At 73.9% G+C, this 23,201-nt stretch carries 23 protein-coding genes and 1 pseudogene; 13 read left to right on the top strand and 11 right to left on the bottom strand.

All coding sequences use genetic code 11. From position 1 onward, the window contains the following. Positions 1 to 27 precede the first annotated feature (27 nt). Positions 28 to 1,254, bottom strand: coding sequence for a thiolase family protein (locus tag ABZT14_RS22830; protein WP_356305714.1), 1,227 nt, complete (start codon positions 1,252 to 1,254; stop codon positions 28 to 30). A gap of 192 nt (positions 1,255 to 1,446) precedes the next feature. After that, positions 1,447 to 2,334 carry a DMT family transporter gene (locus ABZT14_RS22825; protein WP_356305712.1) on the bottom strand — a complete coding sequence of 296 codons (888 nt, stop codon included), beginning with the start codon at positions 2,332 to 2,334 and terminating at the stop codon, positions 1,447 to 1,449. Positions 2,335 to 2,641: 307 nt separating this feature from the next. Here ABZT14_RS22825 and ABZT14_RS22820 point away from each other — a divergent pair, with 307 nt between their 5' ends. Beyond that, a complete protein-coding gene (locus ABZT14_RS22820; RefSeq protein WP_356305710.1) occupies positions 2,642 to 3,796 on the top strand; it encodes a CapA family protein in 1,155 nt (384 codons plus the stop codon). A 36-nt stretch (positions 3,797 to 3,832) separates the two neighbouring features. Here ABZT14_RS22820 and ABZT14_RS22815 read toward each other — a convergent pair whose 3' ends face one another. Continuing rightward, positions 3,833 to 4,705 carry an undecaprenyl-diphosphate phosphatase gene (locus ABZT14_RS22815; RefSeq protein ID WP_356305708.1) on the bottom strand — a complete coding sequence of 291 codons (873 nt, stop codon included), beginning with the start codon at positions 4,703 to 4,705 and terminating at the stop codon, positions 3,833 to 3,835. 342 nt (positions 4,706 to 5,047) lie between these two features. On the opposite strand from ABZT14_RS22815, the pseudogene ABZT14_RS22810 reads away from it, so the two are divergent. Further along, positions 5,048 to 5,197 (top strand): annotated as a pseudogene (locus ABZT14_RS22810) (Fe-S cluster assembly protein SufB); the annotation flags it as partial. Positions 5,198 to 5,760: 563 nt separating this feature from the next. On the opposite strand, the gene ABZT14_RS22805 reads toward ABZT14_RS22810, so the two are convergent. Next, positions 5,761 to 6,975 (bottom strand): helix-turn-helix domain-containing protein, encoded by a 1,215-nt coding sequence (locus ABZT14_RS22805; RefSeq protein WP_356305706.1) that lies wholly within the window; start codon positions 6,973 to 6,975, stop codon positions 5,761 to 5,763. Between the two features lie 71 nt (positions 6,976 to 7,046). Then, positions 7,047 to 7,787 (bottom strand): TVP38/TMEM64 family protein, encoded by a 741-nt coding sequence (locus ABZT14_RS22800; protein ID WP_356305704.1) that lies wholly within the window; start codon positions 7,785 to 7,787, stop codon positions 7,047 to 7,049. Positions 7,788 to 7,975: 188 nt separating this feature from the next. On the opposite strand from ABZT14_RS22800, the gene ABZT14_RS22795 reads away from it, so the two are divergent. Then, positions 7,976 to 8,821 (top strand): fused MFS/spermidine synthase, encoded by an 846-nt coding sequence (locus ABZT14_RS22795; protein ID WP_356305702.1) that lies wholly within the window; start codon positions 7,976 to 7,978, stop codon positions 8,819 to 8,821. Here the strand turns inward: ABZT14_RS22795 and ABZT14_RS22790 are convergent. Together ABZT14_RS22790 and ABZT14_RS22785 are read right to left on the bottom strand one after the other, a co-directional pair. Then, entirely contained in the window at positions 8,764 to 10,062 is a 1,299-nt protein-coding gene (locus tag ABZT14_RS22790) for an MFS transporter (protein WP_356305700.1), read from the bottom strand. The two genes, ABZT14_RS22795 and ABZT14_RS22790, sit on opposite strands and share 58 nt — an antisense overlap. A gap of 114 nt (positions 10,063 to 10,176) precedes the next feature. Further along, on the bottom strand, positions 10,177 to 10,923 hold the full coding sequence (locus ABZT14_RS22785; protein ID WP_356305698.1) for a hypothetical protein: 747 nt from the start codon (positions 10,921 to 10,923) through the stop codon (positions 10,177 to 10,179). A 51-nt stretch (positions 10,924 to 10,974) separates the two neighbouring features. Here ABZT14_RS22785 and ABZT14_RS22780 point away from each other — a divergent pair, with 51 nt between their 5' ends. Then, positions 10,975 to 11,397, top strand: a complete 423-nt coding sequence (locus ABZT14_RS22780; protein WP_356305696.1) for a hypothetical protein — start codon at positions 10,975 to 10,977, stop codon at positions 11,395 to 11,397. Between the two features lie 112 nt (positions 11,398 to 11,509). Next, entirely contained in the window at positions 11,510 to 11,965 is a 456-nt protein-coding gene (locus ABZT14_RS22775; protein ID WP_356305694.1) for a DUF4442 domain-containing protein, read from the top strand. Positions 11,966 to 12,025: 60 nt separating this feature from the next. Here the strand turns inward: ABZT14_RS22775 and ABZT14_RS22770 are convergent, their stop codons facing one another. Next, positions 12,026 to 12,565: a gamma carbonic anhydrase family protein gene (locus ABZT14_RS22770; protein ID WP_356305692.1), complete on the bottom strand. Its 540-nt coding sequence runs from the start codon at positions 12,563 to 12,565 to the stop codon at positions 12,026 to 12,028. 132 nt (positions 12,566 to 12,697) lie between these two features. On the opposite strand from ABZT14_RS22770, the gene ABZT14_RS22765 reads away from it, so the two are divergent. Further along, entirely contained in the window at positions 12,698 to 13,462 is a 765-nt protein-coding gene (locus tag ABZT14_RS22765) for an acyltransferase (protein ID WP_356305690.1), read from the top strand. Between the two features lie 24 nt (positions 13,463 to 13,486). Here ABZT14_RS22765 and ABZT14_RS22760 read toward each other — a convergent pair whose 3' ends face one another. Next, on the bottom strand, positions 13,487 to 14,353 hold the full coding sequence (locus ABZT14_RS22760) for a DMT family transporter (RefSeq protein WP_356305688.1): 867 nt from the start codon (positions 14,351 to 14,353) through the stop codon (positions 13,487 to 13,489). Positions 14,354 to 14,444: 91 nt separating this feature from the next. Between ABZT14_RS22760 and ABZT14_RS22755 the strand changes: the two genes are divergently transcribed. Both ABZT14_RS22755 and ABZT14_RS22750 read left to right on the top strand, forming a co-directional pair. Further along, the gene (locus tag ABZT14_RS22755; protein ID WP_356305686.1) at positions 14,445 to 15,017 is read left to right on the top strand and encodes an XRE family transcriptional regulator; all 573 of its coding nucleotides are present in this window, start codon (positions 14,445 to 14,447) and stop codon (positions 15,015 to 15,017) included. A 37-nt stretch (positions 15,018 to 15,054) separates the two neighbouring features. Then, complete coding sequence (locus ABZT14_RS22750; RefSeq protein ID WP_356305684.1) at positions 15,055 to 15,609, top strand: YbaK/EbsC family protein; 555 nt, start codon at positions 15,055 to 15,057, stop codon at positions 15,607 to 15,609. Positions 15,610 to 15,622: 13 nt separating this feature from the next. Here ABZT14_RS22750 and ABZT14_RS22745 read toward each other — a convergent pair whose 3' ends face one another. Then, positions 15,623 to 16,111 (bottom strand): GNAT family N-acetyltransferase, encoded by a 489-nt coding sequence (locus tag ABZT14_RS22745; RefSeq protein WP_356305682.1) that lies wholly within the window; start codon positions 16,109 to 16,111, stop codon positions 15,623 to 15,625. Between the two features lie 26 nt (positions 16,112 to 16,137). Further along, complete coding sequence (locus tag ABZT14_RS22740) at positions 16,138 to 16,542, bottom strand: CoA-binding protein (RefSeq protein WP_356305680.1); 405 nt, start codon at positions 16,540 to 16,542, stop codon at positions 16,138 to 16,140. A gap of 75 nt (positions 16,543 to 16,617) precedes the next feature. Here ABZT14_RS22740 and ABZT14_RS22735 point away from each other — a divergent pair, with 75 nt between their 5' ends. The 5 genes from ABZT14_RS22735 to ABZT14_RS22715 all read left to right on the top strand — a co-directional run bounded on the left by ABZT14_RS22735 (position 16,618) and on the right by ABZT14_RS22715 (position 22,647). Further along, a complete protein-coding gene (locus ABZT14_RS22735; RefSeq protein ID WP_356305678.1) occupies positions 16,618 to 17,244 on the top strand; it encodes a YigZ family protein in 627 nt (208 codons plus the stop codon). A gap of 164 nt (positions 17,245 to 17,408) precedes the next feature. Then, positions 17,409 to 18,575 (top strand): exonuclease SbcCD subunit D, encoded by a 1,167-nt coding sequence (locus ABZT14_RS22730; RefSeq protein WP_356305676.1) that lies wholly within the window; start codon positions 17,409 to 17,411, stop codon positions 18,573 to 18,575. Then, a complete protein-coding gene (locus ABZT14_RS22725; RefSeq protein ID WP_356305674.1) occupies positions 18,572 to 21,622 on the top strand; it encodes an SMC family ATPase in 3,051 nt (1,016 codons plus the stop codon). Before ABZT14_RS22730 ends, ABZT14_RS22725 begins: the two co-directional genes overlap by 4 nt. A 58-nt stretch (positions 21,623 to 21,680) precedes the next feature. Next, on the top strand, positions 21,681 to 22,247 hold the full coding sequence (locus ABZT14_RS22720) for a GNAT family N-acetyltransferase (RefSeq protein ID WP_356305672.1): 567 nt from the start codon (positions 21,681 to 21,683) through the stop codon (positions 22,245 to 22,247). Between the two features lie 73 nt (positions 22,248 to 22,320). Further along, positions 22,321 to 22,647, top strand: coding sequence for a hypothetical protein (locus ABZT14_RS22715; RefSeq protein WP_356305670.1), 327 nt, complete (start codon positions 22,321 to 22,323; stop codon positions 22,645 to 22,647). Positions 22,648 to 23,201 lie beyond the last annotated feature (554 nt).

Genomic DNA, 23,201 nt, shown 5'->3' with positions numbered 1-23,201 from the left:
CGCGCCTGCCGCCGCCCGGACGGCCGGTCAGCGTTCCAGCACCAGCGCCTGGCCCTGGCCCACCCCGATGCACAGCGTGGCCAGGCCCAACCCCCCGCCACGGGCGGCCAGTTGGTGGGCCACCGCGCCGACGAGGCGGGCCCCCGAGGCGCCCAGGGGGTGACCGATGGCCAGGGCACCGCCCCGGGGGTTGACCCGGGCGGGGTCCAGGTCCGGCCAGTGGGCCAGACAGCCCAGGGACTGCGCCGCGAAGGCCTCGTTCAGCTCCACCACGTCGACCTCGGACAGGGAACGGCCGGCCCGCTTCATCACCCGTTCCACGGCGTCCACCGGCCCCAGCCCGTACATGGGGGGTTCCAGCGCGGTCACCGCGTTCGCCCGGATACGGGCCAGGGGCTCGGCGCCCGAGGCGCGCAGCCCCTCCTCGTTCATCAGCAGCAGCGCGGCGGCCCCGTCGTTGAGGGGCGAGGAGTTCCCGGCGGTGACCGTACCGCCCTCCTCGCGGAACGCCGGCTTGAGCCGGGCCAGCGCCTCGGGCGTGGACCCGTCCCGGATCGACTCGTCCCGGGGCAGCTCCACCTCCGGGTAGGGCACCACCTCGGCCTCGTAGGCGCCCTCGGCCCAGGCCCGGGCGGCCTTGCGGTGGCTGTCGGCGGCGAAGGCGTCCTGTGCCTCCCGGCCGATGCCGTGCCGGTCGGCGATCAGTTCGGCCCCCTCACCCAGCGACACCGTCCACTCCGGGGGCATCGACGGGTTGACCATCCGCCAGCCCAGGGTGGTCGAGTACATGCTCGGCGCCTGCGCCGGGTAGGCCCGCTCCGGCTTGGGCGTCACCCACGGGGCGCGGCTCATCGACTCCACGCCGCCGGCGATCACCACCGAGGCGTCCCCCAGCGCCAGGGCCCGGCTGGCCTGCACCACCGCCTCCATCCCGGAGGCGCACAGCCGGTTGACGGTCGCCCCCGGTACCGAGGTCGGCAGCCCGGACAGCAGCACCGCCATCCGCCCCACGTTGCGGTTCTCCTCGCCGGCGCCGTTGGTGTTGCCGATCAGCACGTCGTCCACCCGCTCCGGGTCCAGGCCTCCGGCCCGGTCCACCAGGGCCCGCACCACGTGGGCGGCCAGGTCGTCCGGGCGCACGGTGGCGAGGGCGCCCCCGTAGCGGCCCACCGGGGTGCGTACGGCGTCCACCACGTACACCTCGCTCACGGTGCCGTTGGTGCCGGTCGCGTTGCGGGTCTCGCGCTGAGTCATCCGGGCCGTCCCTTACAGAGCGTGGTGGTCGGTGTGGCGGTCCTGGTCCGGCGCGAGGATCGCCCGCGCCCGCCGTTCGGTCCGTCGTGCGGCCCGGCCGGGCTCCGACGCGGTTCCACGGCGGTCCGCCCCGGTCGGGACAGTTCCGCAGGATACCCAGGGGCCGGCCGGCCCTCGCGGGGTGGCGGAGGCTCACAGTTGGGCGGTGCGACGAGGGGTGCGCCGCGAGGCGGACGGCCGGACGACCGGTCGCCGACGGCTGACGTCCCGGGTCAGGTACACCAGCCCCCAGGAGGTGACCGCACCACACAGCAGCGCCAGCAGCACGCCCCAGCGCCCCAACCGGAAGCCCTCGCCCAGCAGCCAGGCCCCCACGGTGGCGGCGAACAGCGGGTTGACCACGGTGGCGGTGGCCAGGGGCGCGGCCAGCCCCGCGCCACGGTAGGCGGTCTGGGAGGCGGCCAGCCCCAGCACGGCCAGCAGCCCCACCAGGGCCGCCGGAACCAGTACCGTCCAGGCCAGGGGCAGTGGGTCACCCTCGACCACCACCTTCACCCACACCGAGGCCGCCCCGTACGCCACCCCCGCCGTGGCGGCCAGACACACGCTGCGCAGCCACACCCGGGCCCGGCCCCACAGGGCCAGCAGGAGCAGCGGGCCGACCGTGGCCAACATCAGTGCCCCCACCAGCAGTTGCTCGCCCGGCCGGGGAGCCCGCCCGACACCGGCGTCGGTCAGGGCGAGCAGACCGGCCAGCCCCACCGACACCAGCAGCGAACCCCGCCAGCCGGCCGGGCTGACCGGTCGGCGCACCAGCAGCGCGGCCATCGGCAGGACGAACACCAGGGTCAGCGCCCCCAGGGGCTGCACCACGGTGAGGGAACCCAGCGCCAGGGCGAGTACGTGGAGGCCGGCACCCGAACCGTTGAGCCCGACGGCCACCCACCAGCGGGGGCGCCTGGCCACCGCCCAGCGCACGGCGGGCGTGGTGGCCGCCACCTGTTCTTGGAGGATGGCGCCCACCGCGTACAGGTACGCGGAGCCCACCGCGAGGAGCACCGCCGCCAGCTGCTGGCTCATCGTCGGGCGTTCACCGGGGTCACCCCTCCAGCATCCTCCCCACGCGCGGGCACCGCCCGCTACCACGGCGCCCCCGCACCGGCCACCCGAGAGCGGCGGCGGTTCACCCGCCCTACGACGGCCCCGCCGGTCCCGCCCGCGCTCACGTCCGGCTGGTGGGTCACCTCCACTCCTGCCGGCTGACCCGCTGGGCCTGGCGGGGCACGTCCGCCCCGGCCCCCGACCGAGGGCGGCGCCCACCGGGAACGCCTCCGACGGATCGGCGCGACCAACGGCACGCCAGGGCGGTGTGGACGGGAGGCAGGGCATGGCCGGCACACGGTGGACCACCACGACGGTGGTGGGCGTACTGCTGCTGGGGGCACTCGGAGGGTGCTCCCAGGACTCCTCGGACTCCGGGCGGGAGGGTACGGGTGAGGGCGGACGCACCCAGGGGCGGGCGACGAGCCAACGGCCGTTCACCCTGGTGGCCACCGGCGACATCATCCCGTACCCCTCGATCATGGAGCAGGCGCGGCGGGACGGCGGGGACGGGGGCCACGACTTCCGGCCGATGTTCTCGGGCGTCAAGCCGGTGATCTCCCGGGCGGACGTGGCGCTGTGCCACATGGAGACCCCCTACGGAGCCCCGGGGGACCACTTCACCGGCTACCCGATGTTCAAGTCGCCGCCCCAGCTGGCCGGGGCGCTGGCCGACACCGGCTACGACAGCTGCTCCACCGCCTCCAACCACTCCCTGGACGCCGGCCCCAAGGGGGTGGGCCGCACCCTGGACGCCCTGGACCGGGCCGGGGTGGCCCACACCGGGACCGCACGGAACCGGCGGGAGGCCACCCGCCCCGCGGTGGTGAAGGTCGGCAAGGACGGGCCCCGGGTGGCCCACCTGTCCTACACCTACGGCACCAACGGCGTTCCCACCCCCGAGGGCAAGCCCTGGATGGTGCGGAAGCTGAAGGCGGACCGGGTGATCGCCGACGCCCGGGCCGCCCGCCGTGCCGGCGCTGACGTGGTGGTGGTCAGCCCGCACTGGGGCACCGAGTGGCAGCAGCGCCCGGACGCCCAACAGCGCGAGCTGGCGCGGCGGTTGACCGCCTCCCGCACCGACGGCCGCCCGGACGTGGACCTGGTGGTCGGCACCCACAACCACGTGCCCCAGCCGTACGAGAAGGTCAACGGCACCTGGGTGGTCTACGGGCTCGGGGACCAGGTCGCCAGCTTCGTCCCCGAGATGTACCGGGGCAACGAGGGCTCCATGGCCCGCTTCACCTTCGCCCCACCCGGGGAGCGGGGCGGGCGCTGGACCGTGCGCCGGGCGGAGTACCTGGTCAGCCACTCCGACACCGGCCCACCCTTCCGGGTCGTACGGGCCACCAAGGACCGCTTCCCCCAGGTGCACTCCCGGGTCCGGGAGGCGGTGCTCAGCCGGGGCGCCGGCCAGCAGGGGTTGCGGGAGGCACGCTGACCGGTCGCGGGCGGTCCCTCAGCCGTCCGGGCCGGCTCACCCCACGGACTCACCGGCGTGCGGGTCCAGCACCCCGGCGTACACCAGCACCAGGATCACCACGCCCAGCACCACGCGGTAGATCACGAAGGGCATGAAGCTGCGGGTGGTGATGAAGCGCATGAACCAGGCGATGACCGCGTAGGCCACCACGAACGCCAGCACGGTGGCGAAGATCGTCGGCCCCCAGGAGACGTGCCCCTCGCCGATGTCCTTCAACTCGAACAGCCCGGAGGCCAGTACGGCCGGGATGGCCAGCAGGAACGAGTAACGGGCCGCCGCCTCCCGGGAGTACCCCATGAACAGGCCGCCGCTGATGGTGGCCCCGGAACGGGAGACCCCCGGCACCAGGGCCATCGCCTGCGCCAGCCCGAACAACAGCCCGTCCCGTACGTTCAGTTCCTCCAGCGACTTGCGCGGCCGGGCCGCGCGGTGCCGTCCCCCCTGGGTGTCCCGGGCGGCGAGCCGGTCCGCGATCCCCAGGATCACGCCCAGCACGATCAGGGTGGCCGCGATCAGTTGGAGGTTGCGGAACGGGCCCTCGATCTGGTCCTTGAACGCCAGCCCCAGCACCCCGATCGGGATCGATCCCACGATCACCAGCCACCCCATCTTGGCGTCGTGGTCCCCCCGCCGGGAGGAGTCGACCAGGGAACGGGACCAGGCGGTGATGATCCGCGCGATGTCCTTGCGGAAGTAGATCAACACCGCCGCCTCGGTACCGATCTGGGTGACAGCGGTGAACGCGGCCCCCGGGTCCTTCCAGCCGGCGAACGCCGCCGTCAGCCGCAGGTGGGCGCTGGAGGAGATCGGCAGAAACTCCGTCAGCCCCTGCACCAGGCCGAGGATGAAGGACTCGAACCAAGACATGAAGGGTCAATCCGTCCTGTCGACGATCATGCTGACGGCCGGGCCGTCAGACGTGGTGGGTGGGAGAGGTCCCGGACACCCCAGACACGTCCCCGACCGCCTGGGAACCCCGGCGATCGCGGACGGCCAGCAGACTACAGCGACAAGATGACGGGGCCCGCCCCACCCGTCCATGAGGGCACGTCGCCTCCCCGAGCCCCTCCCCACCGGCGTCCGCCCGCCCGGACGGCGTGCCTTGGGCCGTACCCTGCCCATCCGGTGGGGGCGCGGGTTGGTCCATGCTCGCCCGGGCCTTCCCGTCGCTTGCCCAGCCGTGGGGTGGGTCGAGGCGGCGGCTCGAACGGGGTCCTGTTCCTGGACACCGACACCGCACTGCGTGAGTACCCGGACCTCTTCCGGGAGCACTTCGCCACGGTGATCCCGCCCGGGGACGACAAGTCCGCCGCCCTCAACACCGCCGTGTGGCCCGGGGGTTCGTTCATCCACGTGCCGCCGGGCGGCGTGGTCGGGACCCCGCTTCCCTGTGTCCGGCCGGCGCCGCCAACGGCTGGCCGGGGCGGTGTGGTGGGGGTGGTACGGGCGTCTGCGGGGTGTGACCGTGCCCCGGCCGTGCCCTTCCGGTGGGGGCGTGGCTTCGTGCTGGGCCGTGGGTTGGTCCACGTTCGTCCGGTTCCTCTTGGCCGACTGATCAGCGTCGGGGTGGGTCGAGGCGGCGGCTCGAACGGGGTGCGTGGTCGGGGCCACGTCTTCACGTTGTCCGGTCCGCACCGCCAACGACCGGCCGGGTGATGTGGCGGGGGCGGCGGGGGCGTATCCGGTCGCGGTGGGCAGGGGTCCCGGTGTGCCGCGTTCCGGCGGGGCAACCGCCGGGCAGCCGTGGGCCGTTGGGCCACGGGCACGGCCCCGTTCAGGGGATGTCCCGACGCGGCTCCGCACCGCCCCGCGGGTCAGCTCACGCTTTCCCGCCTCCTCAGCCACCCACGGGCGAGCCAGGTCACCCACCCGAAGAGGGCGCGTGGCCACGTGGCTACGTGGCTACGTAGGCAGGGCCCCCTTCAGGGGCGGATGGTGTGAGCCACCTCCACCATCAGCCGCTGCCAGGGGTCCCGTAGGTCCAGGCCGGTCAACTCCCTCACCCTGCGCATCCGGTAGCGCAGGGTCTGCGGATGCAGATGCAGCTCCTCGGCGGCCGTGGTCGCCGAGCCGGTCCGCAGGTAGGCGGCCAGGGTGTGCGCCAGATGCGCGTGCTCCCGCGTCAGCAGCGGGCCCAGCACCGTACGCCGCACCTGCGCCGGACTGGCCGAGGCGCAGCCGTTGAGCAGGGCGACCACTCCGGCCGAGGCCGTGTGCAGCACCCCGTGCGCGTCGAAGGCACGGTCCGGGGCGGCGCCGAGGGCGTCCCGCGCCAACTGGTAGGTGGCGGCCAGCGCGTCCACCCCCGTCACCTCCACCAGGGCGCCGCGCCAGTCGTGGCGCGCCAGCAGCGGGCCCAGCCGGGGTGCCCGCTCCCGGTCCAGCAGCAGCACCGCCTGCCCGGCACGGGTCGTCAACAGCGCGTCCCCGTCCGGGGACTCCACCGCGTCCAGCGCGGTCAGCAACTCCAGCCCCACGGCCACCGAGGCCGAACGCCCCTCCGCCACCGGTGTGGGTGCCGCCCCCGGGGTGGCCGGCTGCCGTGGGTGGGCCACCAGCAGCACCCCGGCCCGGGGCAGGGTCAGCCCCAGTGCCCGCGCCCGGTCGGTGATGGTGGCCGGCGAGGCCTGCCGTTCGCCCAACAGGTCGTCCAGAAAACCCCGGCGTGCCCGGTCACGGTCGCTGTCCAGCCGTAGCGCGGCGTCGATATGGCCCCCGGACAGTGCCTCGGTGAGCACGTCCAGTTCCTGGAACCAGACCCGGTGCAGGGCGAACACGTCCTGTGGGGAGAGCCGGGAGCCGGCCCGTTCGGCCAGCAGTTGGTTGAACCGGGCGGCACCCACCCGGTACGCGCGCATGATCGCCTCCAGGGACCGGCCGTCGGCCGCACGGGCCCGTCCGATGGCGCGGGCGCGTTCCAGGTCCGCGCTGGTGAGGCTGCTGTCGTGCACCCACAGGTCCATCAGCCGCTGTCCGACCCAGCGCACCACGCCGCGTACCTCGGCCATCTGGGAGGAGTGCAGCGACTGGTACGTGGGCACGGTGTCCCGTACCTCCTTGACCACCAGGTCGAGGATCTCGGTCTGGAGCGGCCCGTCCAGCTCACGACGGAGCGCGTCGCGTTCGCTGTGTCCCAAGGTCGCCCCTTCACTCGCCCCGCTGTCCCGCACCGTAGCCCCGCGCGGCCGGAAGCCGCCTTCCGCGCGGTTCACACCCCGACCGGCTCGCGGGCCTCCACCGGCCGGTCCGGTGGGCCGGACCGCAACCGTGCCCGTCGGCGCCAGGCCACCACCGCGACGGCCAGTGCCGGCAGGGCGACACAGGCGAAGGCGCCCAGGAAGACCGGTGACATCGGGTCGGTCGCGCTGCTGCCGGCGACCGCGTAGGCGGCGGTGTTGGGCAGGGAACCCAGGGCGGTGGCGAGGACGAAGGGGAGCCAGGGCATCCGGGACACCGCCGCCGCGTAGTTGGAGGCGGCGAAGGGCACCCCGGGCACCAGCCGCAGCACCAGCATGGAGCGGAAACCGTGGCCGCTCAGCTGGCGGTCGATCCGGGTCAGCCACCGTCCGCGCAGCAGCGGGCGGAGCGCGTCCTGCCCCAACAGCCGTACCAGGGCGAAACTCAGCGCCGCCCCCAGAACGGTGCCGCCCAGCGCGGCCACGGTTCCGGCGGTGGCGCCGAACAGCACTCCGGCCGCCAGGTTGAGTACCGGACGGGGCACCAGGCCCACCGCGCACACCCCGTAGGCCAGGGCGAACAGGGCGGCGGCCGACTCCCCGGGCACACCCCCGGGCATCCCGTCCGACAGCCAGCGGTACGGCTCGTACACCAGCATCCCGGTGGCCACCGAGGCCAGCAGCAGCACCAGCAGGGCCAGCCGCGCCCAGGGCGAGAGCAGTGCCTGGGCGACCTGTGTGGCGGGCCGGGGTGGCGACGCGGGTACGGACATCTGGGGGAGCGTAGCGGACACCGTCGCCGGTTGGCGGCGACGGCCGTCACGCCGGGGGCCCGCCCCGGCCGGCCGTCGACCGGCCCGCCGCCTCCGGGTGGGCCGCCCCACGCCGACGTCGGGCGGGTGTGAACTTGCTCTCCCGGCCCCCGTGAGGTCGCCGGTGGGAGGGGCAGCACAATGGGCGGGTGTCCGAACCCCACCCCGTACTACGCGAGGTCGACCACGGCCTGGCCCGGCTGCTGCCCGACGTGGACCGGCCGAGGGCCTGGCTGCTCACCGTGGACGAGGCCCCACAGTCCTACGTCGACCTGGACGACCCGGAGCACCTGGAGTTCGAGTACCTGCGCAGGCTCGGCCACCTGATGGACCTGGCCCCGGCGGCCCGGGGCACGTTGTCGGCGCTGCACCTGGGCGGAGGCGGCTGCACCCTGGCCCGGTACGTCGCCGCCACCCGCCCCGGCAGCGTCCAGCGGGTGGTGGACGCCGACCACCGGCTGGTGGAGCTGGTGCGCGCACACCTGCCGTTGCCCGAGGACGCGGGGATCACGCTGGAGGCCGAGGACGCCGGCCGGGCGGTCGCCGGGGCGCCCGAGGGGGAGTACGACGTGGTGGTCGCCGACGTGTTCGGAGGGTCCACGGTGCCCGCCCACCTGACCACCCGCGACCACGCCCGGGAGGTCGCCCGTTGCCTGCGCCCCGGTGGCCTGTACGCGGTCAACCTCGCCGACTCCGCTCCCTTCGACTTCCTGCGGTCCCAACTGGCCACCCTGGCCACGGTGTTCGAGCGGCTGTGCCTGGTGGCCGAGCCGTCGGTACTCCGGGGCCGGCGCTTCGGCAACCTGGTCGTCGTGGCCGGGGACGGTCCGCTACCGGTGACCGAACTGGCCCGCCGGGTGGCCACCGACCCGTTCCCGGCCCGGGTGGAGGACGGCCCCCGACTGCGCCGCCGCTACCAGGGGGCACCCGTGGTGCGTCAGAGCACCGGGGTGGTCTCGCCCCTGCCCCCGTCCGGCTCCTTCGGCGTCGGCTGACCCGAGGCGGCCCCGCCGTGCTCCCGGCGGCGCAGCCTCCGCACGTCGGGGACCAGCAGTACGGCGGCGGTGAGGACCACGATCAGGGCGGCCGAACACCACAGCGCGGTCTCCCGGCCCAACCAGTGCTCGGTCGGGCCGGCCAGCCCGGTGGCCACCGGCACCAGCGCCACCGAGCCGAGCCAGTCGTAGGAGGAGACCCGGGAGAACTTCTCCTCGGGGATCTCCTGGTGCAGCGCGGTCATCCAGGCCACCCCGAAGACCTCCACCGTCATCCCGGACAGCAGCATCACCGCGACCAGTACCGGCACCCCCACCGGCACCGCGAGCGCGGCCGAGGGCAGCGCCAGGGGGAACACCGCGAGCACGCCCACCAGCAGGAAGCGGCTGGGGCGCCAGCGGGTCATCAGCAGCCCCCCGAGCACGGTGCCGATCCCGAAGGCGCCCAGGGCCAGGCCCCAGGGGCGGGCGCCCCCCAGGTGGTCGTCGGCGACCTGGGGTCCGTACACCGCCTCGGCCACCGCCACCACCGCGTTGACCACGGCGAACTGGGCCACGATGGACCACAGCCAGGGTCGGCCGACCACCTCGCGCCAGCCGTCCCGGAGGTCGGCCCACAGCCCTTCCCGGGCCGCCCGTTCGGGGATGCCCCGCACGTCCAGGAAGGCGCGCAGCAGCGCGGCCACCGCGAAGGCGCCGGCGTCCACGGCCAGCACCCATCCGGGGCCGACGGCCGCCACCATGGCTCCGCCGAGGGCGGCGCCGCCGATCTGGGCCCCGTTGACGCCCATGCGGAACCAGGCGAAGGCGGTGCTGGAGTGCTCCTGGTCGACGGTGGCCATCACCATGCCCTCGGCCGCCGGCGCGAAGAAGGCGTGGCAGGTGCCGCCGACGGCCGCGAGCGCCGCCATCTGCCACACCCGGGCGTCACCGTTGATCACCAGGAGGGCGAACAGCCCCTGGGAGAGGAAGTTGGCGGTGTTGGCGACCACCATCACCCGGTGCCGGGGAATCCGGTCGGCCACCGCGCCGCCGATCAGCAGGAAGACCACCAGCGGGACGGTGCGGCAGGCGGCGACCAGACCGACCTCGCTGCTGCCGCCGCCGGACTCCAGTACGGCGAACGCCGCCGCGATCAGTGCCCCGGCGTTACCCAGGCCGGTGATCACGGCGGCGGCCGTCAACAGCTTGAAGTTGCGCCCACCTCCGGTGCGTCGGGCCAGGGAGAGCTTCGGTAGCACGAGTGGGCCGTTTCCTCGGGGGCGCGGGTGGGCGAGCAGAGTCTCCCCGGGAGATCACCCGGGGGACAAACGGTTATCCGAGCCGTCCCCGTCCGGTGCCGGGGAGGCCCGCCGTCAGTCCTCCTTGGGCAGCGAACGCAGGCTGGCCATCATCTTCTTGAGATCGCCGTCGGACACCTGGTCGCTCTTCTTGACCTTGTCGTCGGCCATGAAGACCCAGATGGCCAGGTCGTCGTTGGAGTTGATCCACGAGATGGTGGTCACCTTGGCGTCCGGCACACCGCACTTGCCCTTGGCGGGGGCGTCCCGCAACGTGACCTGGGCGGCGTGCCCCTTGATGCCGTGGGTGTTCTTGAAGGCCCTGACCTTGGTCTTGCCGAGCTTGCCCTTCTGCTCCTCGTCCCAGCCGGCGATGGCGAAGTTCTCCGCCGCGATCTTGGCGGCCTCCTTGGTGTTCCTGGAGCCCTGCGCGCCCTTGGTCCCGACGGTGACCCGGGTCTGACTGTCCTTGCACCAGCCCTTCTTGAAGTAGGCGGGTGCGGACATGCCGGCGCCGGGGAAGGGTTTGCCCTTCTTGTCGGTGAAGCCCACGATCGTGTCCGACGGGGCGATCTCCCAGTCCTTGGTCTTGGGCACGTCGAAGACGGAGTACCACTTGGGGTTGGTCACCGGCTGCCAGCCGGGTACGACCGCCTTCTGGTCCTCGGCACCCTCACGCGGGTTGTCGGTGGGGTCGTCCTCCTCCGAGGGGGAGGGACTGGCCGAGGCCTTCTTCTTGGGCTTGGCCTCGTCGTCCTTGGAACCGTCGTCCTTGGAGTAGAAGTAGGCGCCGGTGATCGCCACCACGGCCAGCAGCGCCACGGACAGCAGGATGGCCAGCGGCTTCCTGGACTTGCCGCCGCCACCGGGAGGGTGCGGGGCGCCGGGGGCCGTCGAGGGGTCGAACGGGCCCTGCTGGTACGGGTTCTGGCCGGGCTGACCGTAGGGGTTCTGCCCGCCGGGCTGCTGGTACGGGTTCTGTTGCTGCTGCCCGCCCGGCTGCTGGTAGGGGTTGGGGCCGGGCTGTCCGTACGGTCCCTGGCCCGGCTGCTGGGGCTGCTGTGGGTACTGCCCGCCCGGCTGCTGGTAGGGGTTGGGCTGTTGGTACGGGTTCGGCTGCTGCCCCGGCTGACCTGGCTGGCCGGGTTGCTGGGGCTGTCCCGGCTGCCCGGGGTACTGGCCCTGTTGCCCCGGTTGCGGGGGTTGTTGTGGGGGCTGGCCCCCGGGTTGCTGCGGGTACCCGTAGTGCCCGTCCCCGGGCTGCTGCTGTCCTGGCCACATGCCAAGCAAGAGTAAATGCCCGCTGTCGAGGGGGGAACGGCAGTCCGCCCTTCGTAGCCTCAACCGAGGCCGGGAGGGGGTGGGAGCACCGTTCTCCTGGCGGTTACTCGGTGGTAGCGTCGGGGGCGTGTCAGCTGAAAAGACTTCCTCCGTGGGCGAACTCCTCGCCGCCACCGTCCCGATGGTGCGCACCCTGAACCTGGAACCGGGAGAGATCACCGCCGAGCGCGCGGTCTTCACGCTCCCCGACCAGGAGGCGTACCACAACCATGTCGGCGGCCCCCACGCCGGCGCCATGTTCACCCTCGCCGAGTCCGCCAGCGGCGCCATCGTGCTGGCCGCCTTCGGCGAACAGCTGGAGCGCGCCGTGCCGTTGGCCGTACGTGCCGAGATCGGCTACAAGAAGCTGGCCAAGGGGGTGGTGACCGCCACCGCCGAACTGGGCCGCCCGGTAGCGGAGGTGGTCGCCGAACTGGACGCCGGTGGGCGCCCGGAGTTCCCGGTACGGGTGTCGCTCACCCGGGAGGACGGCGCCGAGACCGGCGAGATGACCGTGGTGTGGACCCTGCGGCCACACGGCTGAACCCCCGTCGTCCGCGCTGCCTCGGGGCGGCGGCCCCAGCCGGCCCGCCGCCCCGGGCGGTCACTCCGCCTCCTCCAGCGCGGCCCGGTGCTGGGCGGCCAGCTCCACGTACATCGCCGCGTTGGCGCGGATGCCCTCCCGCTCCTCCTCGGTCAGCTCCCGGCGCACCTTCGCCGGGACGCCGGCCACCAGGGAGCCGGGCGGCACCCTCATCCCCTGCGGGACCAGCGCCTGGGCGGCGATCAGCGAACCGGCCCCGATGTGCGCCCCGTTGAGCACCGTGGCCCCCATGCCGACCAGCACGTCGTCCTCCACGGTGCAGCCGTGCAGGACCGCGTTGTGGCCCACCGAGACGCCCTCGCCCACCGACACCGGGGTACCGGGGTCGGCGTGCACCGTGCAGTTGTCCTGGATGTTGGTGCCCGCGCCCAGCTCGATGGAGTCGCAGTCACCGCGCAGTACGGCCCCGTACCAGACGCTGACCCTCTCCCGGAGGGTGACGTCCCCCAGCACCGCCGAGGTGGGCGCCGTGAAGACGTCCGCCTCCAGGCTCGGGCTGCGGCCCGCCACGGACATGGTCACCTGCTGTCGCTCCGCCACCGGTGCGCTCCCCTCGTCCTCGCTCGTCTCCGTCGATGCCGACGCCGACCGCCGTACCGTACGCGAGGGCTGGGGCGCAGATCACATCCGGTCGCCGGTCAGGGGCGCCCCGGGCCCGTCTACGGTGAGCGGGTGCCCAAGCTGTCCGCTGCCCTGAACCGTCTCGGCTCCCGGCTGGTCCACCGGTGGTGGCGGACCGTTCGGGAGGTGGCGGCACTGACCCCCGAACGCCCCGGCCCCTACCGTTTCCGACGGCTGGGGACCGGTACCAGGCTGGCCTTCCCGCAGGGCACCCTGTTCGGCACCGCCTGGATGGAGATCGGCGACCACTGCGTGATCGGCCAGGAGGTCACCCTCACCGCGGGGATGGCGCCCGACCTGGACCTCGGGCCGGACACCGTGCTGCGCCTGGGTAACGGGGTGGTGCTGGGCCGGGGCAGCCACGTCATCGCCGACGCCCCGGTGTCGGTGGGCGACGACGTCTTCTGCGGCCCCTATGTCTACGTCACCTCCACCAACCACTCCTACGACGACCCCGAGCAGCCCGTCGGCCGCCAGTGGCCCCGCTCGGAGCCGGTGGAGATCGGCGCCGGCAGCTGGCTGGGCGCCGGCTCCGTGGTCCTGCCCGGTGCCCGGCTGGGGCGCAACGTGGTGGTGGCCGCCGGTTCGGTGGTCCGGGGCGAGGTGCCCGACCACGCGGTGGTGGCCGGCGCCCCGGCGAGGGTGGTGCGCACCTGGCACCCCGAGCGGGGCTGGGAGCCGCCGCTGCGGGGGCCGGCGCCGGAGCCCATACCGGAGGGGATGACCGCCCAGGAGTTGCTGGCCCTGTTGGCGGCGGGGCGGACCGAACCGGAGCCGCCCGCCTCCGAGGCGGCGTCGGGGTCGCGGGGCGGCTGAGCCGGCGCCCGGAACTCCCGGCGCTCAGCCCGAGGCCAGCAACACCGAGCCCAGCAGGGCCAGTCCGGCCCCGGCCGTCTGGAGGCCCCGCAGGCGTTCCCCCAGCATTCCGCGTGCCGCCAGCGCGGTCACCACCGGATACAGCGAGGCCAGTACGGCGGCCACGGTCACCGGGCCCCGCTGGGCGGCGACCATGTAGGTGCCGTTGGCGGCCACGTCGGCCAGTCCCACGAAGGCCAGGGCGGGCAGTGCCCGTACCAGGGTGCCGCGTTCCTCCGGGGACTCCTCCGGGGCGGCACGCCGGGTCTCCGCCCAGCGCGCGGCACCGCCCACCGCGACGTTGCACAGGCGTTGGACGAACAGGGCGAGGAACAGTCCGGCGGTGGTGGTCGAGGCGTGCTCGATCAGGGCCATCACGGCGCCGAAGCCGAAGGCGGAGATCAGGGTGAGGACGATGGTGCGCTGGTGTACCGGGGCGCCGCGCATCCCGGGGCCGCTGGCCAGCACCACCCCGGTCACGGCCACCGCGATGCCCAGCACCTGCACCCAGCCCGGGCGTTCGCCCAGGGCGAGGCCGGCGCCGACCGGGACCGCCACCGCGCCCACCGAGGCCAGGGGGGAGACCACGCCCATGGGGCCCATGGCCAGGGCGCGGTAGAAGCAGAGCAGGGCGACCGGGCCGACGGTGCCGGCGGCCACCGCGAACCACAGCTGGGGTCCGATCTCGCTCCAGGCGCCGAGGGCGACGACCACCACGCCCAGTACCACCGCGGCCAGCGCCTGGGAGACGACGACCACGGTGAGCGCGGACCGGCGTCGGGTGAGCAGCCCGCCGCCGAAGTCGGCCAGTCCCCACAGCAGGCTGGTGGCCAGTGCCAGGGCAGCGGTCATGAGTCACCTCGGGTGCAATACGGTGTACGCGGAGTCCAGTACACCGTAGTACTCCAATGTGAACTCTGATGTCAAAAATATTGGACGGCTCGTGACCGACCTCGACGCACTCACCCAGTCCCTGGCGCGGAACCTCAAGCGCTGGCGACTGGAACGGGGATACACCCTGGACGCCCTGGCCGCACGGGCCGGCGTCAGCCGGGGAATGCTGATCCAGATCGAACAAGCCCGCACCAACCCCAGCGTCGGCACCGTGGTCAAGGTCGCGGACGCCCTCGGCGTGAGCATCACCACCCTGCTCGACTACGACCAGAGCCCCCAGGTGCGGCTGATCCCCGAGGAGCAGGCCGTACGCCTGTGGTCCACCGAGGCAGGAAGCCACAGCACCCTGCTGGCCGGCACCGAGGCGCCCGGACCCCTGGAGCTGTGGAACTGGTTGCTGATGCCCGGGGAGGCGAGTGACTCCGACCCCCACCCCACCGGCACCACCGAACTGGTCCACGTCCGCTCCGGGGACCTGACCCTGCTGGTCGACGGGGTCAGGCACCAGGTACCCCGGGGCACCTCGGCGACCTTCGCCTCCGACGTGCCGCACGGATACCGCAACGACGGCGCCGAACCGGTGGAGTTGACCATGGCCGTCTCGGTGCCCGCCCCCCGCTGAACGGAACCGCGCCCGCGCCGGCGATACCCTCGGCCCCATGCGCGCACCCCTCGGACACTTCGAGCGGGCGGCCCCGGCCGTCGACCGTCTGGAGCACCTCCCCGCACCGGTGGCCGCCGCCCTCCGCCAGTGGTCGGCACCCACCCCGGTGGAGCGGGTCGTCCACGTCGACACCGACCCGGACCGGGCCGACACCGCCGCCTTCGTGGAGACCTACGGCGCCGAACTCCTGGAGACCTCCGCCAACTGCGTGGTCGTCGCCGCCAAGCAGGGCGGTCAACGTACCCTCGCCGCCACCCTCGTCGGCTCGGCCCGGAAGGTCGACGTCAACGGCGTGGTGCGCCGTGAACTGGGCGCCCGCAAGGCCTCGTTCGCCCCCATGGACCTGGCCGTGGACGAGACCGGCATGGAGTACGGCGGGATCACCCCGCTCGGACTCCCCGCGTCCTGGCCCCTGTTGGTGGAACCCGCGCTGGTCGAACTGCCCTGGGTCCTGGTGGGAAGCGGTGCCCGACGCGGCAAGCTGATCCTGCCCGGCGAGGCCCTCGCCCACCTGCCCGGCGCCCGGCTGGTGGAGGGACTGGGCCGCTGACGGCCCACCCGGTTCAGCCTTCCGGGAACCTCCGCACGTCCAGGGAGAGCGGCAGCGAGTGCTCGCCGAACCCCAGCTTCCGGTACAGCGCCTCGGCCTCGGGTGTGGCGTGCAGGTCCACCCGGCTCACCCCGCGTTCCCGGAACCACTCCAGCAGGGCCACCGTGGTGCTACGGGCCAGCCCGAGCCCCCGGTAGCCGGGGTCGGTGCACACGTTGAACACGAAGCCGAACCGACCCGACGGGTGCCCGGGCGCGGGCAGCCGTTCCTCGACCGTCCCCACCGCGCAGGCCGCCAGACGGCGCGGTCCGGGGTCCGTGCCGTCCACCACGAAGGCCCCGAACCCCTGGTCGCCGGACGCCAGTCGCTCCCGTGCCAGCCGTTCGGCGTCCGCCTCCCAGGGGCCCGGCTCGTCCCGCCCGGTCATGGCGGCGAACATCAGCCGGCGCAGCCGTACGAGTTCGGCGGCGTCCTCGGGGCGGGCCGGCCGGGGCGACCCCACCGTCGGCGTCCTCGTCCTCGGTGCGGTCACAGACGGGGGATCTCGATGGCCGGGCAGCGGTCCATGACCATCTCCATCCCGGCTGCGCGCACCCGGCGGAAGGCCTCCTGGTCGATCACGCCCAGCTGGAACCAGACCGCCCGCGCACCGATCTCCACCGCCTCGTCGGCGATCTTCCCGGCCAGCTCGGAATGGACGAACACGTCCACCACGTCCACCGGTTCGGGGATGTCCGACAGCCGGGCGTAGCCCCGCTCGCCGGCCACCGCCTCGGCCCGGGGATGGACCGGGATCACCCGCTTCCCGAACCGTCGCAGCACCTCGGCCACCCCGTGGGCGGCCCGTTCCCGGTTGGTGGACAGCCCGACCACCGCCCAGGTGTCTCCCGAGTCCAGCAGGATGCGACGTACCGCACTGTCATCCGCGTTCATGCGCCGTACAACCGGGCACACCGGCCCCGCATTCCCCCGGCCCGGGCCCGCGCGGCGGAGCCTTAGGCTGGCCGGATGCCGGACAGCTATCTCACCCTCGAACGGGAACAGTGGCACGAGACCGAGGTCAACCGTTCCCGCTTCCTGTGCGTGACCGCCCCGGTGGCCACCGAGGCGGAGGCCTTGGCCCTGCTGGAGCGGCTCCGCGCGGCCCACCCGACCGCCAGCCACCACTGCTACGCCTACGTCCTGGGCGCCGACGCCGACGTACAGAAGGCCAGCGACGACGGCGAACCCTCCGGTACCGCCGGCAACCCGATGCTGGCCATGCTGCTCCGCCGCGAACTGCGCTACGTGGCCGCCGTGGTGGTGCGGTACTTCGGCGGCACCAAGCTGGGCGCCGGAGGCCTGATCCGCGCCTACGGCGGCGCCGTGGGCGAGACCCTGGACCGGGCCCGCACCCTCACCCACCACCGGGTGCGGCTGGTCACCGTCACGGTGGACCACCAGCGGGCCGGCCGGCTGGAGAACGACCTCAGGGCCACCGGACGTTCGGTACTCCAGGTCACCTACGCGGACCGGGTGGCCATTCAGGTCGGCCTGCCCGTGGGCGAGATCGACGCCTTCGAGGACTGGCTCGCCAACGCCACCTCGGGACAGGCCCGCTGGGAACTCGGCGAGGAACGGTTCGGAACCCGGTGAACACCCCCGCCCGACCGGGACGGACGGCCCTTTCGACCGAACCCAACTCCGTTGTCACACCCGCCGCCTAGAGTGCGGATCATGTCACCACCACAGTGTCCCGGCCCGGACACCGAGCCCGCGAGCCACCCCGGAGGCCGACCACGCCGGGGCGGTGAGCGCTGATGCGCCTGCTGCACACCTCCGACTGGCACCTGGGCCGCTCCTTCCACCGGGTCCCGCTGCTGGACGCCCAAGGGGAGTTCCTCGACCACCTGGTGGCTCAGGTGCGCGAACACCAGGTGGACGCGGTGCTGGTCGCCGGCGACGTCTACGACCGGGCCGTCCCCCCGCTACCGGCGGTGCGCCTGTTCGACCGGGCGCTGCACCAGCTCGCCGACCTCGGCGTACCCACGGTGATGATCTCCGGCAACCACGACTCCGCGCACCGACTCGGCGTCGGCGCCGGCCTGTTGGACCGGGCCGGCGTCCACCTGCGCACCGACCCCCAGGGCTGCGGCACCCCCGTGGTGCTGCGCGACTCCCACGGCCCCGTCGCCTGCTACGGCCTGCCCTACCTCGAACCCTCCCTCGCCCACCAGGAGTTGGGCGCCGAACGGGCCCGGCACACCGAGGTCCTCGGCGCCGCCATGGACCGGGTGCGCGCCGACCTCGCCGAGCGGCCCCGGGGCACCCGCTCGGTGGTGCTCGCCCACGCCTTCGTGGTCGGCGGACAGGGCAGCGACAGCGAACGGGACATCAGCGTGGGCGGGGTCAGCGCGGTGCCGCTGTCCACCTTCGACGACGTCGACTACGTCGCCCTCGGCCACCTGCACGGCTGCCAGCGGCTCAGCGACCGGGTGCGGTACTCCGGTTCCCCCCTGGCGTACAGCTTCTCCGAGACCGACCACCGCAAGAGCATGTGGCTGGTCGACCTCGACGCCGGGGGAGAGGTGGACGCCCGACGGCTGGACTGCCCGGTGCCGCGCCCGCTGGCCCGGGTCCGGGGACGCATGGACGACCTGCTGTCCGACCCCGCGCTGGAGAGCCACCGGGACTCCTGGGTGGAGGCCACCCTCACCGACCCGCACCGGCCCGAGGACCCCATGGCCCGCCTCCGTCGCCGGCTCCCCCACCTGGTCAGCCTGCTGTTCGACCCCGACCGCTCCGAGCTGCCCGAGACCGGGGGGTACGCCCACCGGCTCACCGGCCGGGACGACCAGGAGGTCGCCGAGGACTTCGTCGCCCACGTCCGGGACGGGCGGGGCGCCAGCGAGCGTGAGCGCGTCCTGCTGCGGCGTGCCCTGGAGGACGTACGGGTGCACAACGACCACGCGGAGGCCGTCAGTTGAGGCTGCACCAGCTCACCGTCACCGCCTTCGGACCGTTCGCCGACACCCAGCGGGTCGACTTCGACCGCCTCGCCTCGGCCGGGCTGTACCTGCTGCACGGAGCCACCGGCGCCGGCAAGACCTCGGTGCTGGACGCCGTGTGCTACGCGCTGTACGGCGAGGTGCCCGGCCCCCGGCGCGGCCAGGGACAGCGCACCCTGCGCAGCGACCACGCCCCGACCGACCTGCTCACCCAGGTCACCCTGGAGGTGACCCTGCGGGGCCGCCGACTGCGGCTCGAGCGCCAGCCCGAGCAGCCTCGACCCAAGCGCAAGGGCGAGGGCGTCACCGTGGCCCGGGCCCGTACGACCCTCAGCGAATGGGACCCCACTGAACAGTCCTGGCGGCCCCTGAGCCGGTCCCACCAGGAGGTCGGCGAGGAACTGGGCCAACTCCTCGGCATGAGCCGCGACCAGTTCTGCCAGGTGGTGCTGCTGCCCCAGGGCGAGTTCGCCCGCTTCCTCCGGGCCAGCGCCGAGGACCGGGCGACCCTGCTGGGGAAACTGTTCGACACCGGACGCTTCGGGATGGTCGAACGCCGGCTGGCCGAGCTGCGTACCGAGTCCCGCCAACGGGTGCACGGCCTGGACGACACCCTGCGGGCCCTGCTGCACCGCGTCCGCCAGGCCGCCGCTGACCTCGGCGCCGACTGGCCCGCCCCGGACACCCCGACCGGGCTGCCGGACCAGCGGGCCGCCACGGAGGCGGAGCCGGACGCCAGCCTCGCCGACACCGTGCTGGAGCGGGCCGCCCTCGCCAGGGTCGAGGCCCGCGAACGCCTCGCGGTACGCACCGCCGCGGTCCACCACGCCCAGCGGCGGCGCACCCGCGCCTTGGCCCACTGGGAGGAGCAGCGCGACCTCCACCAGCGCCAGACCCGCCACGCCCGGGCCGGGGAACGGCTCGCCGCGCTCCTCGCCGACCAGGAACGCCAACTGCGGTTGCGCGCCCGCTGGGAGCGCGCCCAGGCGGCGCGACGCCTCGCACCCGCCCTGCGGATGGGGAAGGCCGCCCGCGAGGAACACGGCCGGGCCGTCGAGGCCGAGCGCCGGGCCAGGGCGGCCCTGTCCGGGCCCGACGCGGACGCCCCCTGGGCGACGCTGGTGGAACGGGAGGAGCACGCCCGGGCACGGCTGACCGCCCTGGAGGCCGCGGACCGGGCGGAACGCCAGCTGGACCAACTGCGCGCCCACCTGGACCGGTTGGACCAGGAGGACACCGACGACGAGGCCACCCGGGTCGCGGCCGAGGACTGGCTCGCGGACTGGGACGAGCACCGCGCCCGGCTGCACGGTCGACTGGAGGAAGCCCAGTGGGCCGCCACCGAGGCCGAGCAGCTCGCCGCCCGACTCACCCAGGAGCGCGCCCGGCACGGCGCCGCCCTGCGACGGGAGGAACTGACCCAGGAACAGGAGACCGGGGAACGGCAGCTGTGGGAGCGTCGGCAACGGGAGGCCGACGCCAGGGAACACTGGCTGGAGCTGAGGGAGCGCAGGCTCGCCGGGGTGGCCGCCAGTCTCGCCGAGTCGCTGCGTCCCGGGGAGCCCTGCGCGGTCTGCGGTTCCCCGGAGCACCCGCGCCCGGCCCCGACGCCCGCCCACCACGTGGACGGCCCCGCCGAGGAGGAGGCGCTCGGTGTCCACCAGCGGGCCCAGGCGGAGAGGGAGGCCACCGAACGCGAACTCCACGCCCTCACAGAGGCGTTGGCCCGCGCGCGGGAGGTCGCCGGGGAGGAGCCCCCCGAGGATCTGGAGGCCACCTGTCGCACCCTGGAACGCCGCCAGAGCGAGGCTCGCGAGCGGGCGTCCACCGTTCCCGCGCTGCGACGGGAGCTGGAGGAGGCCGAGGGGGAGCACGGTCGCCGCCTCACCCTGCTCACCCAGGCCCGCACCCGGGCCACCGAGCGGGCGTCCCGGCGGCAGACCCTTCTCGCCGAGCGGGACACCACCCGTCAGGAGGTGGACCGCCTTCGGGACGGCGCCGAGGACGTGGCCAAGGCGGTGGCCGAGACCGAGCGCCAGGTGACCGCGCTCGCCCGCGCGGTGACGGCCGCCCGGGAGGAGGAGGCCAGTCGGGGCCGGGCGCAGGCGGCGGACGCCGAGCTGACCGACGCCACCTTCCAGGCCGGGTTCGCCGATCCCGGCGAGGCGCGGGAGGCGTTGCTGGACCCGGAGGCCGAGGCGGAACTGGCCCGGACCGTCGAGGAGTGGCGGGCCCACCACGCCGCCGCGACCGCAGAACTGGCCGACCCCACCCTGGTGGAGGCCAGCGAACGCCCCCCGGCTCGTGTGGAGGAGGCCCACGCCGAGACCGAGCGGGCCACCGAGGCGGTGCGGGAGGCCGCCGTACGGGAGGAGACCGCACGCGGCACCCTGGACCAGCTGGTGCGTCTGGGGCGCGAAGTCCACGCCGCCGTACGGGAGTTGGGGCCGTTGCGGGAGGAGTACGACCTCGTGGCCCGGCTGGCCGGCCTGACGGCCGGAACCTCCGCGCAGAACGCCAGGCGGATGCGACTGGAGACCTATGTGCTGGCCGCCCGGCTGGAACAGGTGGCCTCGGTGGCCAGCCAGCGCCTCCAGCACATGTCGGGCGGCCGGTACACCCTGGTCCACTCCGACCAACGTTCCCAGCGCGGGGCCCGGTCCGGGCTGGGGCTCCACGTGATCGACTCCTGGACCGGCCAGCAGCGGGACACCGCCACCCTGTCCGGAGGCGAGACCTTCTTCGCCGCCCTCGCCCTGGCCCTGGGACTGGCCGACGTGGTGTGCGAGGAGGCGGGCGGGGCCCGGTTGGAGACGCTGTTCATCGACGAGGGCTTCGGCAGCCTCGACGAACAGACCCTGGACGAGGTGCTGGACGTCCTGGACGCACTGCGGTCCCAGGACCGCAGTGTGGGCATCGTCAGCCACGTACCGGACCTCCGCCAGCGCATCCCCGCGCAGCTGGAGGTCACCAAGTCACGCAGCGGATCGAGGGTGCGCCATCATGACTTCCCCACACCGGCCTGACCCCGACCCGTCGGGTGCACGGGCGTCGGGACGACCACCGCCAGAGGAGGAGCGGTCGATGCCCGCCCGGGTGGAACTTCCCTGTGGGCTCAGGCTGCGGCGGTGGACTCCCGCCGACCGGGACACCGTGCGGGAGGTCTTCGCCGAACCCCTGATGGAGTGGCAGGCCGACCAGCCGGTCAACGACGCGGCCTCGGCCGCCGGTTGGCTGACCCGCAGGATCCTCCAGTGGGAGAGCGACACCGCCTACTCCTACGCGGTGACCGACGCCCAGGACGAGGTCCTGGGCTGTGTGGCCGTCAGCGCCATCGACCGCCGACACGACTGTGGGTGGGTGTCCTACTGGACGCGGGGCCAGGCCCGTGGTCGGGCGGTGGCCAGCAGGGCCTGTGCCGCGCTGTCCGAACTCGCCTTCACCGAGGCCGCCTTGTACCGGCTGGAGCTGGGCCACCGGGTGGACAACCCCGCTTCCTGCCGGGTCGCTCTGCGCGCCGGGTACGCCGTCGAGGGGCTGCAACGCCGCAAGCTGCGTTACGGCGAGGCGCGGTACGACGTGGAGACGCACGCCCGTCTGGCCACCGATCCGGTGCCGGCCCCGGGGCGGTCCGGGGTTCGCTCCTCGTAGCCGTGAGGCGGCGGCCGGCGACTGTCAGACCCTCCTGCGACGCTTCTGGATGTCGCGAGAAGGAGGTGGCGCGATGCGTTCGACCGGTGAGGTGTGGCGGCTGGTGCGGGGCACCCGCCCGCTGGGCGAGATCGAGGTGCGGGAGGTCGACTTCCCCTGGCTGGTGGGCCGGTTCACCCCGGACGCGGGCTTCGAGGAGGTGCGTTCCCTCTTCGAGGCCGAACTGTCCCTGCTGGAGGAGGGGGAGGACGGTACGGGCGTCTGGGTGGAGGCGTACCAACGCCTCCGGGACGAGGTCACCCTGATCGCCCCGGACGGTCAACGGCCCGAGTTCCTGCTGCACATAGAGGGGCACACCGCCTGGTTCCGCTGGAGTACGGCGCCTCTGGTCCTGGACTGACGCGGTGCCGGGCCGTGTGCGGACGGGCCGCTGGCCGGTGCCTGTACGGTCGCCCCCGGGTGGGTTCCGCTGTCCCGAACTCGTGGCCTTCCCGGTGCCGTGGGGTCCGGTGCCTTGGACGCTCGGCCCGTCTGAGGGGACCTGCCCCTACGGTCAACGGCCGGCCGGTGTGCCTGCTTCGCGGGGGCTGGTGGGCCCGCTCGGGGCGGGGCGGAGGCGTTGTGGCGGGGGTCGGGTACGGGCTGTTGTCGCCCCGTAGGGCTGCCGCTCGGAGGAGATCGTGGGGGGCGCTGGTCAGGAGCGGCAGGGGGCTGGTTCTCCGGGGGATGGCACGGGTCTTCATGTCGCCAAAGAGACACCGGACACTCCGGGTTCCGGCCCATGGCAGGGCGTTGTCCTGACCTCGCGGTCTCGCGGCTCTACTCGGGTGGGTGGCTTGGCTCGCCCGTGGATGGCTGAGGCGGTGGGAAAGGCCAGGGGGACGCGGGCTCAGAGCGGGGCCGCGTGGGGACATCTCCCAGCTCAGGGACGCGGATGCTCCGTACCCACCGTCC

This window comes from Streptomyces sp. NPDC005438, assembly GCF_040606315.1.
GTDB lineage: Bacteria > Actinomycetota > Actinomycetes > Streptomycetales > Streptomycetaceae > Streptomyces.
The sequence above is the reverse complement of the archived record's forward strand: the minus strand, read 5'-3'. Positions and strand labels throughout refer to the sequence as shown.

Coding starts and splice junctions, on each gene's coding strand:
- ABZT14_RS22830 (WP_356305714.1), bottom strand. CDS start 1,254: ATGACTCAGCGCGAGACCCGCAACGCGACCGGCACCAACGGCACCGTG.
- ABZT14_RS22825 (WP_356305712.1), bottom strand. CDS start 2,334: ATGAGCCAGCAGCTGGCGGCGGTGCTCCTCGCGGTGGGCTCCGCGTAC.
- ABZT14_RS22820 (WP_356305710.1), top strand. CDS start 2,642: ATGGCCGGCACACGGTGGACCACCACGACGGTGGTGGGCGTACTGCTG.
- ABZT14_RS22815 (WP_356305708.1), bottom strand. CDS start 4,705: ATGTCTTGGTTCGAGTCCTTCATCCTCGGCCTGGTGCAGGGGCTGACG.
- ABZT14_RS22800 (WP_356305704.1), bottom strand. CDS start 7,787: ATGTCCGTACCCGCGTCGCCACCCCGGCCCGCCACACAGGTCGCCCAG.
- ABZT14_RS22760 (WP_356305688.1), bottom strand. CDS start 14,353: ATGACCGCTGCCCTGGCACTGGCCACCAGCCTGCTGTGGGGACTGGCC.
- ABZT14_RS22750 (WP_356305684.1), top strand. CDS start 15,055: ATGCGCGCACCCCTCGGACACTTCGAGCGGGCGGCCCCGGCCGTCGAC.
- ABZT14_RS22740 (WP_356305680.1), bottom strand. CDS start 16,542: ATGAACGCGGATGACAGTGCGGTACGTCGCATCCTGCTGGACTCGGGA.
- ABZT14_RS22735 (WP_356305678.1), top strand. CDS start 16,618: ATGCCGGACAGCTATCTCACCCTCGAACGGGAACAGTGGCACGAGACC.
- ABZT14_RS22730 (WP_356305676.1), top strand. CDS start 17,409: ATGCGCCTGCTGCACACCTCCGACTGGCACCTGGGCCGCTCCTTCCAC.
- ABZT14_RS22720 (WP_356305672.1), top strand. CDS start 21,681: ATGCCCGCCCGGGTGGAACTTCCCTGTGGGCTCAGGCTGCGGCGGTGG.
- ABZT14_RS22715 (WP_356305670.1), top strand. CDS start 22,321: ATGCGTTCGACCGGTGAGGTGTGGCGGCTGGTGCGGGGCACCCGCCCG.